This is a genomic window from Streptomyces sp. ISL-87, from assembly GCF_018614095.1.
In the GTDB taxonomy this organism is placed as follows: domain Bacteria; phylum Actinomycetota; class Actinomycetes; order Streptomycetales; family Streptomycetaceae; genus Streptomyces.
On record NZ_JAGGOY010000063.1, the window covers coordinates 135,297 to 147,356 of the forward strand.

A 12,060-nucleotide genomic window follows, 5' to 3' on the forward strand; every position below is an offset into this window, starting at 1 on the left:
GCCGGGGCGGGCATGCTGAACGCACGCAGAGCATTGTCACTGAACGGAGTGGAGTCGTCACATGGCGTACATCGGACGGCGGGGACTGCTGACGGGTGCCACGGGGGCGCTGGTCACGGCGGCGGCGGGGCCGGCGGGAGCGGCACAGCAGGCGGGAGCAGCGGCGGAGCGGGGGGCGCAGCGGGGGGCCCGGCGGGCGGAAGCGCCGGCCCCGCGGGCAGAAGGGAAGGGGGCGACGGCCGCCGAGTTCCGCGGGATGTGGATCGCCACCGTAGAGAACGTGGACTGGCCCTCCGAGAGCGGGCTGTCGGCCGGGGAGCAGCGGGCCGAGCTGCTCGCCCTGCTCGACACCGCCGTCGAGCGCCGCCTGAACGCGGTGATCCTCCAGGTCCGGCCGACGGCCGACTCGATGTGGCCCGCGGCCCGGGAGCCCTGGTCGCAGTGGCTGTCCGGGGAACAGGGCGTCGATCCCGGATGGGACCCGCTCGGCACCGCCGTCGCCGAAGCGCATGCTCGCGGGCTGGAGCTGCACGCCTGGTTCAACCCGTACCGGGTGGCCAACCACACCGACCTCGACCTGCTGGCGCCGTCCCACCCGGCCCGGCGCAACCCCGAGTGGACGGTTCCGTACGGGGGCAAGACCTACTACAACCCCGGGCTGCCCGACGTGCGGCTCTTCGTCCAGGAGGCCATGCTCGACGCCGTCTCCCGCTACGCGGTGGACGGGGTGCACTGGGACGACTACTTCTACCCGTACCCCGTCGAGGACGAGTACTTCGACGACGACGAGGCGTACGAGGCGTACGGCGGCTCTTTCTCCTCCCGCGGGGACTGGCGCCGGAACAACACCGACACCCTGGTCCGGGAGATGTCCGAACGGCTGGCGAAGGTCCGGCCGGCGGCGCGGTTCGGCGTCAGCCCGTTCGCGATCTGGCGCAACGACGACGTGGATCCGGCCGGGTCGCCGACGCGGGCGGGCATCGCCACGTACGACGACCTGTACGCGGACACGCGCAAGTGGGTGACCGAGGGCTGGATCGACTACATCGTGCCGCAGGCCTACTGGCACATCGGGCACCCGACCGCCGACTACGCCGCGATCGTGCCGTGGTGGGCCCGGACGGTCGCGGGCACGTCCGTACAGCTGTACGTGGGCGAGGCGCTCTACCGCTGCGACCCCGACAGCTCCACCGCCGCCTGGCGCGATCCGGCGGAGCTGTCGCGGCATGTGCGGTTCGCCAGGGGCTACGCGGAGGTCCGCGGCCATGCCTACTTCTCGGCGAAGCAGGTGGTCGCGGACCCGAACGGGGCGATGGCCAGGGTTGTCGCCGACCATTACCCGACGGCTGTGCCGCCGCGCTGATTCCCGCGCTGATTCAGTGGGTGGGTTCCGTGGGGTGCTTCACGACGCAGTCGGGGCCCGGGGACATGACGGCCTCGTGCCCGTCGGCGAAGCGGACTCGGTAGGGAGGGGTTCCGTTCTCTCCCAGGACCTGGGTGATCTCGCCGACCTTGTCGTGCTGGCCCACGATCCTGCCGTGCTGCACCAACTGGTCGCCCTCGGTCGCGCGCATAGCTGACCTCCTCGGTGGCGGTCCGATCCGGTGCTAGCAGTTTAGGTCGTTTCCCTGCTATTTGACCCGTTGGGTCACGGCGATGCAGATCAGCACCGCGCAGGCGGCGGCCGGCGCGGCGGGCGTCAGCCGCTCGCCCAGCAGGCCGACCGACCAGACGAGGGTCAGCAGCGGCTGGGCGAGCTGGAGCTGGCTGGCGCGGGCCGGGCCGATCTCGGCCATGCCGCGGTACCAGACGTACAGGCCGAGGAAGGTGGAGCCGGCCGCCGCCCAGACCAGGCCGGCCAGCCCGTGGACGGTCAGGTGCACCGGCTCGTACGCGAGCCCGAGCGCGGAGCCGGCCAGGCTGAGTGGCAGGCACAGCACCAGGGCCCAGCCGATCACCTGCCAGCCGGGCAGGTGGCGGGCGAGGCGTCCGCCCTCGGTGTAGCCCGCCGCGCACACCAGCAGGGCGGCGAAGAGGAAGCCGTCGCCGGCCGAGAGGGCGCCGCCGCTCTGGGTGAGCGTGAAGCCGAGGACGATCGCGGCTCCGGCGACGGCCGCGCCCCAGAACCCGCGCGAGGGCCGGGCCCCGGTGCGCAGTGAGGACACCACGGCCGTGGTCAGCGGGAGCAGGCCGACCACCACGGCGGCGTGCGAGGTGGTGGAGGTCCGCAGCGCCAGCGTGGTGAGCAGCGGGAAGCCCACGACCACCCCGCCGGCCACGACGGCGAGCCCCGCCCAGTGCGCGCGGGCGGGCAGCGGGACCCGCCCGGCCAGCAGGAATCCGCCCGCGATCAGGGCGGCGAGCACGCTGCGCAGGGAGACCAGGGACCAGGTGCCGAAGCTTTCCAGGCCCCAGGCGGTGGCGGGGAAGGTCAGCGAGAAGGCGATGACGCCGAGCGCGGCGAGGGCGGTTCCGGTACGCGTTCCGGTACTCGGGATACCCGGAACCGCTATCGAGGTCAGGCGAGTAGCGCTATTCTGTGCTGTCATGTACGAGCGTAGCAGTGTGGCTGAGCTGGCAGAATCCCTGCGATCAGAGTTGAACCGCTACTCAGTGGGTGGAAAGCTGCCATCGAGCCGGGCTCTCGTGGAGCGCTACCGGGTCAGCCCGGTCACCGTCTCCCGGGCCCTCGCCCAGCTCGCCGCCGAGGGGCTCGTGGTCACCCGGCCGGGCGCCGGGGTGTACCGGGCCCGGCCGCGTACCGAGACCGGGGCCCCCGGGGACACCTCCTGGCAGGAGGTCGCGCTCAGCGCGGAGGGGGCCGGGGAGGTGGTTCCGCGTTCCGTGGACGCCGCCGGGGTGCTGATCACGCTGGCCGCGCCGCCGCCCGGGGTGATCGAGCTCCACAGCGGGTACCTGCACCCCTCGCTCCAGCCCGAGCGCGCCATGGCCGCCGCCCTGGCCCGCGCCGGGCGGCGCCCCGGGGCCTGGGGGCGGCCGCCCGTGGAGGGTCTGCACGAGCTGCGCGACTGGTTCGCCCGGGAGATCGGCGGGGCCGTGGCCGCCGCCGACGTACTGGTCACCGCGGGCGGGCAGAGCGCGCTGACCACCGCTCTGCGGGCGCTGGCCCCGCCCGGGGCGCCGATCCTCGTGGAGTCCCCGACCTACCCGGGGCTGCTGGCCATCGCCCGCGCCTCCGGCTGCAGGCCCGTGCCCGTCCCGGTGGACGGCGACGGGGTCCGGCCGGAGCTGCTGGCCGCCGCCTTCGAAGCCACCGGCGCACGGGTCTTCGTCTGCCAGCCGCTGTTCCAGAACCCGACCGGTGCGGTGCTGTCGGCCGAGCGGCGGGGCGAGGTGCTGCGGATCGCGCGGGCCGCCGGGGCCTTCGTGGTCGAGGACGACTACGCCCGGGCCCTCGCCCACGAGGACGCCGGCCCGCTGCCCGCCCCGCTCGCCGCCGACGACGCCGACGGGGTGGTGGTGCACGTCAGATCGCTGACCAAGGTCACCTCGCCCAGCCTGCGGGTGGGAGCGCTGGCCGCCCGCGGACCGGTGCTGGAGCGGCTGCGCGCCATTCAGGTGGTGGACAGCTTCTTCGTCCCCCGGACGCTCCAGGAGGCCGCCCTCGAACTGGTCGGCGCGCCGGCCTGGCCGCGCCACCTGCGGGCCGTCGCCGCCGAGCTGCGCCACCGGCGGGACGTGCTCGCCGGCGCGCTGCGACGGGAGCTGCCCGGCCTGACCGTCCCTCACCTGCCCTCCGGCGGGTACCAGTTGTGGGCCCGGCTCGGCGAGGGCGGCGACGATACGGCCTTCACGGCGGCGGCCCTGCGCGCCGGGGTCGCGGTCGCACCCGGGCGGCCGTACTTCTGTGCCGAGCCGCCGAGTCCCTACGTACGGCTCAGCTTCGCGGGAGTTTCGGGCGCGGGGGAGCTGGCCGAGGCCGTCCACCGGCTGCGCAACGGGCTCGGTCCAGGCGCTTGACCCCATGCGGCACGCGGCTCACCATCACCGCATGCATGTTCGGGTTTCGCTCGTCGCCGCTGCCCGTGGTTCCTCGCTGCTCGCCGAGCGCTTCGACGACGACCGTCCGCTGGACGGGGCAGGCTGGCGCGCCGTGGAGTCCGCCGCGCGGGGACTCGTACCGCTGGGCGCCGCCGAGCTCCGCTACTGCTCGCCCAGCCCGCGCAGCCGGGCCACCGGGGAGGCCCTCGGGTACGCCCCGCTCGCCCAGCCCGCGCTGCGCGACTGCGACATGGGCCGCTGGCGCGGGCTGACCCTGGGCGAGGTGACCGCGCGCGAACCCGGGGCGGTGGACCTCTGGCTCACCGACCCCCTCTGCGCCCCGCACGGCGGGGAGTCCCTGCTCGCCTTCATCTCCCGGATCGGCGGCTGGCTGGACACCCGCCCCGCCGACGACGGGGGAGCCATCGTGGCGGTGGCGGAGCCTTCGGTGGTCCGGGCGGCCCTGGTCTACGCGCTGAAGGCGCCGCCGCTGACGTACTGGAACGTGGACGTACGCCCACTCTCGACCGTGACCCTGACGGGCTGGTCGGGGCGCTGGCACCTCTCCCTCCAGGCCCCGGTGTGACCCGCGTACGCGCGTCCGTGTGAGCAGGCCGGATCGGCGCCGTCGCATCATCGATGAGACTGCGTCCTTGAGTTGGCCGCGAGCGCTTGAGTTGGCCCGGGTGAGCGTCGTGGTTGGCCCGCAATCAACGCCCCTGTCCAGAGGGTGGTTGTTCGGCGAACGAGGTGCGGTAGGCGCGTGGGCTGATCGCCAGGCGGGATGTGAAGTGCTGGCGCATGGTGACCTCGCTGCCGAAACCGGACCGGCGGGCGACCTCGGGCATGGGCAGGTCGGTGCGTTCGAGAAGTTTCTGGGCCGTCGCGATGCGGTGGTCCAGAAGCCAGCGCAGCGGGGTGGCTCCGGTGGCCGCCGCGAAGTGCCGGGCGAAGGAGCGCGGCGACATCCCGGCACGGGCGGCGAGTGCGGACACGGTGAGCGGCTCGTCGAGATGCGCCAGGGCAAAGGTGCGTACCTCGGCCAGTGCGTCCGCGTCGCGGTCGGTGTGCGGGGTCGGATGTTCGATGAACTGGGCCTGGGTGCCGGTCCGGAACGGTGCGGTGACCATGGATCGGGCGACCGTCGCGGCCGCCTCCGCGCCGTGCATGGCGCGCACCAGGTGCAGACACAGGTCGATGCCGGCAGCGGTGCCGGCGGATGTCCACAGATTGCTGTCCTCGAGGAACAGGACGTCCGGCTCGACCCGCACCTGTGGGTGCCGGGCCCGCAGCAGATCGGCCAGTGCCCAGTGGGTCAGCGCCCGGCGGCCGTCCAGCAGGCCCGCCTGGGCGAGCGTGAACGCTCCGCCGCACAGCGCGGCGATGGTGGTGCCCTGGACGTGGGCGCGGCGCAGTGCCGCGAGGACCGGCTCGGGTGCCGGGGTGACATGGTCGTCCAGGCCCGGTACCAGGATCAGCTCGGCGCGGGGTAGCCAGGCGAGGGTGCGGTCCGGTGTGAGCGCGAGCCCGCCGCGCATCGGTACCGGCTCGGGGCCGACGGCCACCCGGCGCAGCTCGAACGTGGGCACCCCGCGGTCGGTGCGGTCCGCGCCCCACACCTCGGTGATCACCGAGACGTCGAAGGCCCGGATGCCGGGGAAGGCGAGCAGGGCGATGCGGTGGGCGGGGGCCGGTTGCGTCACCGTGGCAGTAAACCATCGATCGCTGTCTTTCTGCCTCCTGTGAACCGGCCCGGCCCGGCGGCAGAATCGTGGGCATGGAGATCACACAGAACGCGGCGCTGGTAGTGGTGGACGTGCAGAAGGGCTTCGACGAGTCGGAGTTCTGGGGCCCGCGCAACAACCCGGCCGCCGACGAGAACATCGCTTCCCTGATCGCGGCCTGGCAGGACACGGACCGGCCGGTCGTCTTCGTGCGGCACGACTCCAAGGAGCCCGGCTCGCCGCTGCGGACCGGGTGCGAGGGCAACGACTTCAAGGCATACGTCGAGGAGCGGCGCGGCAAGGGCGGCGGGCCGGAGCTGCTCGTCACCAAGTCCGTGAACTCGGCGTTCTACGGCGCCCCCGATCTTGACGACTGGTTCAAGGCGGCGGGTATCACCCAGGCCGTACTGGCCGGTATCCAGACCAACATGTGCGTGGAGACCACCGCCCGCATGGGCGGCAACCTCGGCTACGACGTGTTGGTCGCCCTCGACGCCACCCACACCTTCGACCTGACCGGCCCGAACGGCTGGCGCCTGACGGCCGACGAGCTGGCCCGGGCGAGTGCCGTCTCACTGCACGGAGGGGGCTTCGCCCGGGTGGTGACGACCAGCGAGCTGGTGGCCGCCGCCCGCCCCTGACACCCCAGATCAGGGGTGCGGGCCAACTCCGGCGCTCACCCGGGCCAACTCGACCGCCCACAGGCCAGGTCAAAGACTCAGTCACAGCCCGTGTGACTTGGCGCGCTACATGGCCTGTACGGACAAGTAGAGCGCTAATTCTCGGAGGAGGTTCTCGTGAGTGGCTGATGCGCGGTGAGTTCTGCCTCTTCCAGCCAGGTGATGTACCAGCGGGCGAAGGTGACCGGCTTCCCGTCGTGAGCGAGGAGTGGGACGAGGTCGGCGTCGTCGGCTCGGCAGTCGGACCAGATTGTGCCGCGGTGGGTGCCGCTGATGATCAGCCATTCCCTCTGGGCGCAGCCGAGGTGGGAGATCACGATGGCGCCGGCGGTGCGCTCGGGGGCGAACATCAGGGCTTCCCAGCGTTCGTCCCATGCTTCGATGGCGTCGTCAAACTCCTCGATCTCGTCGAAGTCCTCTTCTTCAGGGCGTTCGGCGCGGAGCGCGTCGAGGGATTCGGGGTCCGGGCCGTGGTCGGGAAAAGGGCCGGGCGAGCATGGACAGGTCGGCCAAGTCGGCACCGCCCCCTTCCCAGCGCCAGCGGCCTTGCACGCGACGCACGGGGAAGAGACCGTATGCGGGACCCGCCCGGCCGGCGCCCACACAGGTGAGGAAGTTCCGGTAGTCCTCCGGCAACCGCACACCCATTTGAGCTTCGAGCTCGGCAAGCGCGCTTACGCGCTCAGCAGCGTCGGCCAGCGGGGGCCGGTATGCCAGAGGTCGCGTACGGACCGCGCGCAGAAGTCCAGGTCGGCCTCCCGTCCGGCCACCCCCGCCCGCAGGCCCATGAACAGCGGCGCCATGCGCTCGGCGCACGCCGCGACGTACAGACGGATCACCTCGCCGCCGCCCTCGCGCAGTGCCTCCGCGACGGCCCCCTCCACCAGCGTTTCCATGCCATACCCGCTTCTTTCGTCAGCCCGTAGGGGCCGGCTTCGATCGCGCTCTTGCTAACGTGCGCGCCCACCGTCCAACCCAGGCATCGTCGCAGGCCACTGCCCTGCGTTTGAGCGGGTCCCCCCAACTCCGCGCACGCATCAACGCAGGTCAGGTGTGTCTGTCGCGCTACGGGTCATCTAGAACGCTCAGGCGGGCCAAGTAGACCGCTAAAGGGCCAACAAGAACGCTAAGTCTCATCGACCTGACGAAGAGCAGGCGGGCAGCTTTGCATAAACGTGCAGAGCTGCGTATAGTCATGCCATCGAAGAGGAGGGTCCGATGGTGGTACGTGTAGCGGTGGCCGGAGCGAGCGGGTACGCGGGCGGGGAGGTGCTGCGCCTGCTGCTCTCGCACCCCGAGGTGGAGATCGGCGCGCTGACCGGACACTCCAACGCCGGACAGCTCCTCGGCTCCCTTCAGCCGCACCTCGTGCCGCTCGCCGGCCGGACTCTGGAGGCGACCTCGCCCGAGGTCCTCGCCGGTCACGACGTCGTGTTCCTCGCGCTGCCGCACGGCCAGTCCGCGGCCGTCGCCGCACAGCTCGGCGAGGACGTCCTCGTCGTCGACATGGGCGCCGACCACCGGCTGAAGGACTCGGCCGACTGGGACGAGTTCTACGGCGCCCCGCACGCCGGGACCTGGCCCTACGGTCTCCCCGAGCTGCCGGGCTGCCGTGCCGCGCTGGCGGGGTCGAAGCGGATCGCCGTTCCCGGCTGCTACCCGACCGCCGTCTCGCTCGCGCTCTTCCCCGCGTACGCGGCGCAGCTGGCCGAGCCGGAGGCCGTGATCGTCGCCGCCACCGGCACCTCCGGCGCGGGCAAGGCCCTCAAGCCGCACCTGCTCGGCTCCGAGGTCATGGGCTCCATGAGCCCGTACGGCGTCGGCGGCGGGCACCGCCACACCCCCGAGATGGTGCAGAACCTGAGCCCCGTCGCGGGCACCAAGGTCTCCGTCTCCTTCACGCCGACCCTCGCGCCCATGCCCCGCGGCATCCTCGCCACCTGCTCCGCGAAGGCCCTGCCGGGCACCACCGCGGAGTCGGTCCGCGCCGCGTACGAGAAGGCGTACGCCGACGAGCCCTTCGTCCACCTGCTCCCCGAGGGCCAGTGGCCGGCAACCTCGTCCGTCTACGGTTCCAACGCCGTTCAGATCCAGGTCGCCTACGACGGATCCGCCCAGCGGATCATCGCGATCAGCGCCATCGACAACCTGACCAAGGGCACCGCCGGCGGCGCGGTGCAGAGCATGAACATCGCCCTCGGGCTCCCCGAGTGGCTGGGTCTTTCCACGATCGGAGTCGCGCCGTGAGCGACGCACGCGCAGCCACCGGGCTGAGGACGACGACGATGGCCGCACCGGCGCGCTGCGCGGGCGGAGAAGCGAACGAGGAGATGCAGTGAGCGTCACGGCAGCACAGGGATTCACGGCGGCGGGCATCGCCGCCGGAATCAAGGCGAACGGCAACCCCGACCTGGCCCTCGTGGTCAACAACGGGCCGCGTCTGGCCGCCGCGGGCGTCTTCACCTCCAACCGCGTCAAGGCCGCGCCCGTCCACTGGTCGGAGCAGGTCCTGCGCGGCGGCTCCGTCAGCGCGGTGGTCCTCAATTCTGGCGGCGCCAACGCCTGCACCGGCCCCAAGGGCTTCCAGGACACCCACGCCACCGCCGAGAAGGTGGCCGAGGCCCTGGGCGGCGAGCACAACGCCGGCGAGGTCGCCGTGGCCTCCACCGGGCTGATCGGCGTCCTGCTCCCCATGGACAAGCTGCTCCCCGGCATCGAGACCGCCGTCGAGGCACTCACCGAGGACGGCGGCGAGGCGGCCGCCATCGCCATCAAGACCACCGACACCGTGCACAAGACGGCCACCGTCTCGCAGGCAGGCTGGACCGTCGGCGGCATGGCCAAGGGCGCGGGCATGCTCGCCCCGGGCCTGGCCACCATGCTCGTCGTCCTCACCACCGACGCCGACCTGGACAGCGCCACCCTCGACGAGGCGCTGCGCGCCGCCACCCGTACCACCTTCGACCGGGTCGACTCCGACGGCTGCATGTCCACCAACGACACGGTGCTGCTGCTCGCCTCGGGCGCGTCCGGCCAGGTGCCGGCGTACGAGGAGTTCGCGCAGGCCGTACGCACGGTCTGCGACGACCTGGCCCGCCAGCTGATCGGTGACGCCGAGGGCGCCAGCAAGGACATCCGCATCGAGGTCATCGGCGCGGCCAGCGAGGACGACGCGGTCGAGGTGGGCCGGTCCATCGCCCGGAACAACCTGCTCAAGTGCGCCATCCACGGCGAGGACCCGAACTGGGGCCGGGTGCTCTCCGCCATCGGCACCACCAAGGCATCCTTCGACCCGGACCGCCTCAACGTCGCCATCAACGGCGTCTGGGTCTGCAAGAACGGTTCGGTCGGCGAGGACCGCGACCTGGTCAGCATGAAGGACCGCGAGGTCCGCATCACCGCCGACCTGTCCACCGGCTCCGAGTCCGCGGTCATCTGGGCCAACGACCTGACCGCCGAGTACGTCCACGAGAACAGCGCGTACTCCTCATGAGCAGGGCCGACGGCAAGACACGGAAGCACACCGCGCTGCCCAAGGCACAGATCCTCATCGAGGCGCTGCCCTGGCTCACCCGCCACAACGGCAAGGTCGTCGTCATCAAGTTCGGCGGCAACGCCATGATCGACGAGGATCTGAAGGCCGCCTTCGCCCAGGACGTGGTCTTCCTGCGCCAGGCCGGCCTCAAGCCGGTCGTGGTGCACGGCGGCGGCCCGCAGATCAACGCCCAGCTCGACAAGCAGGGCCTGGTCAGCGAGTTCAAGGCCGGCCTGCGGGTCACCACCCCGGAGGCCATGGACGTGGTCCGGATGGTCCTGGCGGGCCAGGTCCAGCGCGAGCTGGTCGGGCTGCTCAACCAGCACGGGCCCCTCGCGGTCGGCATGACCGGTGAGGACGCCCACACGATCACCGCCACCAAGCACACCCCGCAGATCGAGGGCGAGCTCGTCGACATCGGCCGGGTCGGCGAGATCACCGCCATCGACACCGGCGCGATCGAGGCGCTGCTGGCGGACGGCCGGATCCCGGTCATCTCCTCCATCGCGCGCAGCGCCGACGACCATCACGTCTACAACGTGAACGCCGACACGGCGGCCGCGGCCCTCGCCGCCGCCCTCGGCGCCGAGACGCTGATGGTCCTCACCGACGTCGAGGGCCTCTACGCGGACTGGCCCAACAGCGACGAGGTCATCAGCCGGCTCACCGTGAGCGAGCTGGAGAAGCTGCTGCCCGAGCTGTCCAGCGGCATGGTGCCCAAGATGGAGGGGTGCCTGCACGCCGTCCGCGGCGGCGTGAGCACCGCCAGGGTGATCGACGGGCGGGTCCAGCACTCGATCCTGCTGGAGATCTTCACCGACGAGGGAATCGGCACGATGGTCGTGCCCGACGAGCAGCAAGGGGGAGCGAAGTGACCGGGAGCAACACCGCAGGCGCCGGAAACGAGGCGTACGCGGCCCGCTGGCAGGGTGCGCTGACCAACAACTACGGCACCCCCGCGCTGGCACTCGTACGAGGCGAGGGCGCGCAGGTCTGGGACGCGGACGGCAAGCAGTACACCGACTTCGTCGGCGGTATCGCGGTCAACGCCCTCGGCCACGCGCACCCGGCGGTCGTCTCCGCGGTGTCCGGGCAGATCTCCACCCTCGGCCACGTCTCCAACCTCTACGCGTCCGGGCCGGTCCTCGCCCTCGGCGAGCGGCTGCTCCAGCTCTTCGGCCGCCCCGGCAAGGTTTTCTTCTGCAATTCCGGTGCGGAGGCCGTCGAGGCCGCCTTCAAGATCGGCCGGCTGACCGGGCGTACGCACATGGTGGCCACCGGCGGCGGCTTCCACGGCCGGACCATGGGCGCCCTCGCGCTCACCGGCCAGCCCAAGAAGCAGGGCCCCTTCCTGCCCCTGCCCGGCGATGTCACGCACGTCCCGTACGGCGATGTGGAGGCCCTGCGGGCCGCTGTCACCGAGGAGACCGCGTTCGTCATCATCGAACCGATCCAGGGCGAAAACGGCGTCGTCGTCCCGCCGGCCGGGTACCTGACGGCCGCCCGCGAGATCACCCGGGCCACCGGAACCCTGCTCGTCCTCGACGAGGTGCAGACCGGCGTCGGGCGTTGCGGCCAGTGGTTCGAGCACCAGGCCCACGAGGGTGTCGAGCCCGACCTCGTCACACTCGCGAAGGGTCTGGGCGGCGGTCTGCCGATCGGAGCCGTCGCCGCCTTCGGGCCGGCCGCGGACCTGCTCCAGCCCGGGCAGCACGGCACCACCTTCGGTGGGAACCCGGTCGCCTGCGCCGCCGGCCTCGCCGTCATCGACACCATCGCCGCCGACGGCCTGCTCGACCAGGTCAAGGCGCGGGGCGAGCGGCTGCGGTCCGGAATCGAGAACTCCGCGCACGGGCTGGTCTCCCATGTCCGTGGTGCGGGCCTTCTGCTGGGTATCGTGCTGACCGAGCCGCTCGCACCCCAGGTGCAGCAGGCGGCTCAGGACGCCGGCTTCCTGGTCAACGCGCCCGCCCCCGACGTCGTACGGCTCATGCCCCCGTACGTGCTCACCGAGGCCGAGGCGGACGCGTTCGTCCAGGCACTGCCCGGCATCCTCGACGCAGCCAAGCGGGCTGCCGAGCACGCGGCCAACGGGGACGGACACACCGGGGAATGAGAC

General features: G+C 72.1%; 12 protein-coding genes and 1 pseudogene. 8 read left to right on the forward strand and 5 right to left on the reverse strand.

The genetic code is table 11. The annotated features are described in order from the left end of the window. The first annotated feature begins 61 nt into the window (after positions 1-61). Positions 62-1,363, forward strand: a complete 1,302-nt coding sequence (locus tag J7I97_RS24040; RefSeq protein WP_214938287.1) for a glycoside hydrolase family 10 protein — start codon at positions 62-64, stop codon at positions 1,361-1,363. Between the two features lie 13 nt (positions 1,364-1,376). Here J7I97_RS24040 and J7I97_RS24045 read toward each other — a convergent pair whose 3' ends face one another. Together J7I97_RS24045 and J7I97_RS24050 are read right to left on the reverse strand one after the other, a co-directional pair. Beyond that, positions 1,377-1,574, reverse strand: coding sequence for a DUF1918 domain-containing protein (locus tag J7I97_RS24045; RefSeq protein WP_214938290.1), 198 nt, complete (start codon positions 1,572-1,574; stop codon positions 1,377-1,379). A 57-nt stretch (positions 1,575-1,631) separates the two neighbouring features. Continuing rightward, entirely contained in the window at positions 1,632-2,549 is a 918-nt protein-coding gene (locus tag J7I97_RS24050; RefSeq protein WP_214938292.1) for a DMT family transporter, read from the reverse strand. On the opposite strand from J7I97_RS24050, the gene J7I97_RS24055 reads away from it, so the two are divergent. Both J7I97_RS24055 and J7I97_RS24060 read left to right on the forward strand, forming a co-directional pair. Further along, positions 2,548-3,981 carry a PLP-dependent aminotransferase family protein gene (locus tag J7I97_RS24055; protein WP_214938294.1) on the forward strand — a complete coding sequence of 478 codons (1,434 nt, stop codon included), beginning with the start codon at positions 2,548-2,550 and terminating at the stop codon, positions 3,979-3,981. The two genes, J7I97_RS24050 and J7I97_RS24055, sit on opposite strands and share 2 nt — an antisense overlap. 31 nt (positions 3,982-4,012) lie before the next feature. Further along, a complete protein-coding gene (locus J7I97_RS24060; protein ID WP_214938296.1) occupies positions 4,013-4,588 on the forward strand; it encodes a histidine phosphatase family protein in 576 nt (191 codons plus the stop codon). 124 nt (positions 4,589-4,712) lie between these two features. On the opposite strand, the gene J7I97_RS24065 is transcribed toward J7I97_RS24060, so the two are convergent. Next, the gene (locus J7I97_RS24065; RefSeq protein ID WP_308369204.1) at positions 4,713-5,705 is read right to left on the reverse strand and encodes a helix-turn-helix domain-containing protein; all 993 of its coding nucleotides are present in this window, start codon (positions 5,703-5,705) and stop codon (positions 4,713-4,715) included. A 74-nt stretch (positions 5,706-5,779) separates the two neighbouring features. Here J7I97_RS24065 and J7I97_RS24070 point away from each other — a divergent pair, with 74 nt between their 5' ends. Then, positions 5,780-6,367 (forward strand): cysteine hydrolase family protein, encoded by a 588-nt coding sequence (locus J7I97_RS24070; protein WP_214938298.1) that lies wholly within the window; start codon positions 5,780-5,782, stop codon positions 6,365-6,367. 134 nt (positions 6,368-6,501) lie between these two features. Here J7I97_RS24070 and J7I97_RS24075 read toward each other — a convergent pair. Further along, a pseudogene (locus J7I97_RS24075) lies at positions 6,502-7,123 on the reverse strand (SMI1/KNR4 family protein). Further along, complete coding sequence (locus J7I97_RS38830; RefSeq protein ID WP_251059109.1) at positions 7,081-7,302, reverse strand: hypothetical protein; 222 nt, start codon at positions 7,300-7,302, stop codon at positions 7,081-7,083. The pseudogene J7I97_RS24075 and the gene J7I97_RS38830 overlap by 43 nt, the downstream one beginning before the upstream one ends. 322 nt (positions 7,303-7,624) lie before the next feature. Here J7I97_RS38830 and argC point away from each other — a divergent pair, with 322 nt between their 5' ends. The 4 genes from argC to J7I97_RS24095 all read left to right on the forward strand — a co-directional run bounded on the left by argC (position 7,625) and on the right by J7I97_RS24095 (position 12,057). Then, positions 7,625-8,653 carry an N-acetyl-gamma-glutamyl-phosphate reductase gene (argC, locus tag J7I97_RS24080; RefSeq protein WP_214938300.1) on the forward strand — a complete coding sequence of 343 codons (1,029 nt, stop codon included), beginning with the start codon at positions 7,625-7,627 and terminating at the stop codon, positions 8,651-8,653. A gap of 88 nt (positions 8,654-8,741) precedes the next feature. Next, positions 8,742-9,899 (forward strand): bifunctional glutamate N-acetyltransferase/amino-acid acetyltransferase ArgJ, encoded by a 1,158-nt coding sequence (argJ, locus tag J7I97_RS24085; protein ID WP_214938302.1) that lies wholly within the window; start codon positions 8,742-8,744, stop codon positions 9,897-9,899. Then, positions 9,896-10,816 (forward strand): acetylglutamate kinase, encoded by a 921-nt coding sequence (gene argB, locus J7I97_RS24090; RefSeq protein WP_214938304.1) that lies wholly within the window; start codon positions 9,896-9,898, stop codon positions 10,814-10,816. The genes argJ and argB overlap by 4 nt, the downstream gene beginning before the upstream one ends. Further along, positions 10,813-12,057 carry an acetylornithine transaminase gene (locus J7I97_RS24095; protein WP_214938306.1) on the forward strand — a complete coding sequence of 415 codons (1,245 nt, stop codon included), beginning with the start codon at positions 10,813-10,815 and terminating at the stop codon, positions 12,055-12,057. The genes argB and J7I97_RS24095 overlap by 4 nt, the downstream gene beginning before the upstream one ends. Positions 12,058-12,060 lie beyond the last annotated feature (3 nt).

What these genes read in the sequence shown, in the direction of transcription:
- J7I97_RS24040 (WP_214938287.1), top strand. Translation starts at nt 62, where the DNA reads ATGGCGTACATCGGACGGCGGGGACTGCTGACGGGTGCCACGGGGGCG.
- J7I97_RS24045 (WP_214938290.1), bottom strand. Translation starts at nt 1,574, where the DNA reads ATGCGCGCGACCGAGGGCGACCAGTTGGTGCAGCACGGCAGGATCGTG.
- J7I97_RS24055 (WP_214938294.1), top strand. Translation starts at nt 2,548, where the DNA reads ATGTACGAGCGTAGCAGTGTGGCTGAGCTGGCAGAATCCCTGCGATCA.
- J7I97_RS24050 (WP_214938292.1), bottom strand. Translation starts at nt 2,549, where the DNA reads ATGACAGCACAGAATAGCGCTACTCGCCTGACCTCGATAGCGGTTCCG.
- J7I97_RS24060 (WP_214938296.1), top strand. Translation starts at nt 4,013, where the DNA reads ATGCATGTTCGGGTTTCGCTCGTCGCCGCTGCCCGTGGTTCCTCGCTG.
- J7I97_RS24070 (WP_214938298.1), top strand. Translation starts at nt 5,780, where the DNA reads ATGGAGATCACACAGAACGCGGCGCTGGTAGTGGTGGACGTGCAGAAG.
- J7I97_RS38830 (WP_251059109.1), bottom strand. Translation starts at nt 7,302, where the DNA reads ATGGAAACGCTGGTGGAGGGGGCCGTCGCGGAGGCACTGCGCGAGGGC.
- argC (WP_214938300.1), top strand. Translation starts at nt 7,625, where the DNA reads ATGGTGGTACGTGTAGCGGTGGCCGGAGCGAGCGGGTACGCGGGCGGG.
- argB (WP_214938304.1), top strand. Translation starts at nt 9,896, where the DNA reads ATGAGCAGGGCCGACGGCAAGACACGGAAGCACACCGCGCTGCCCAAG.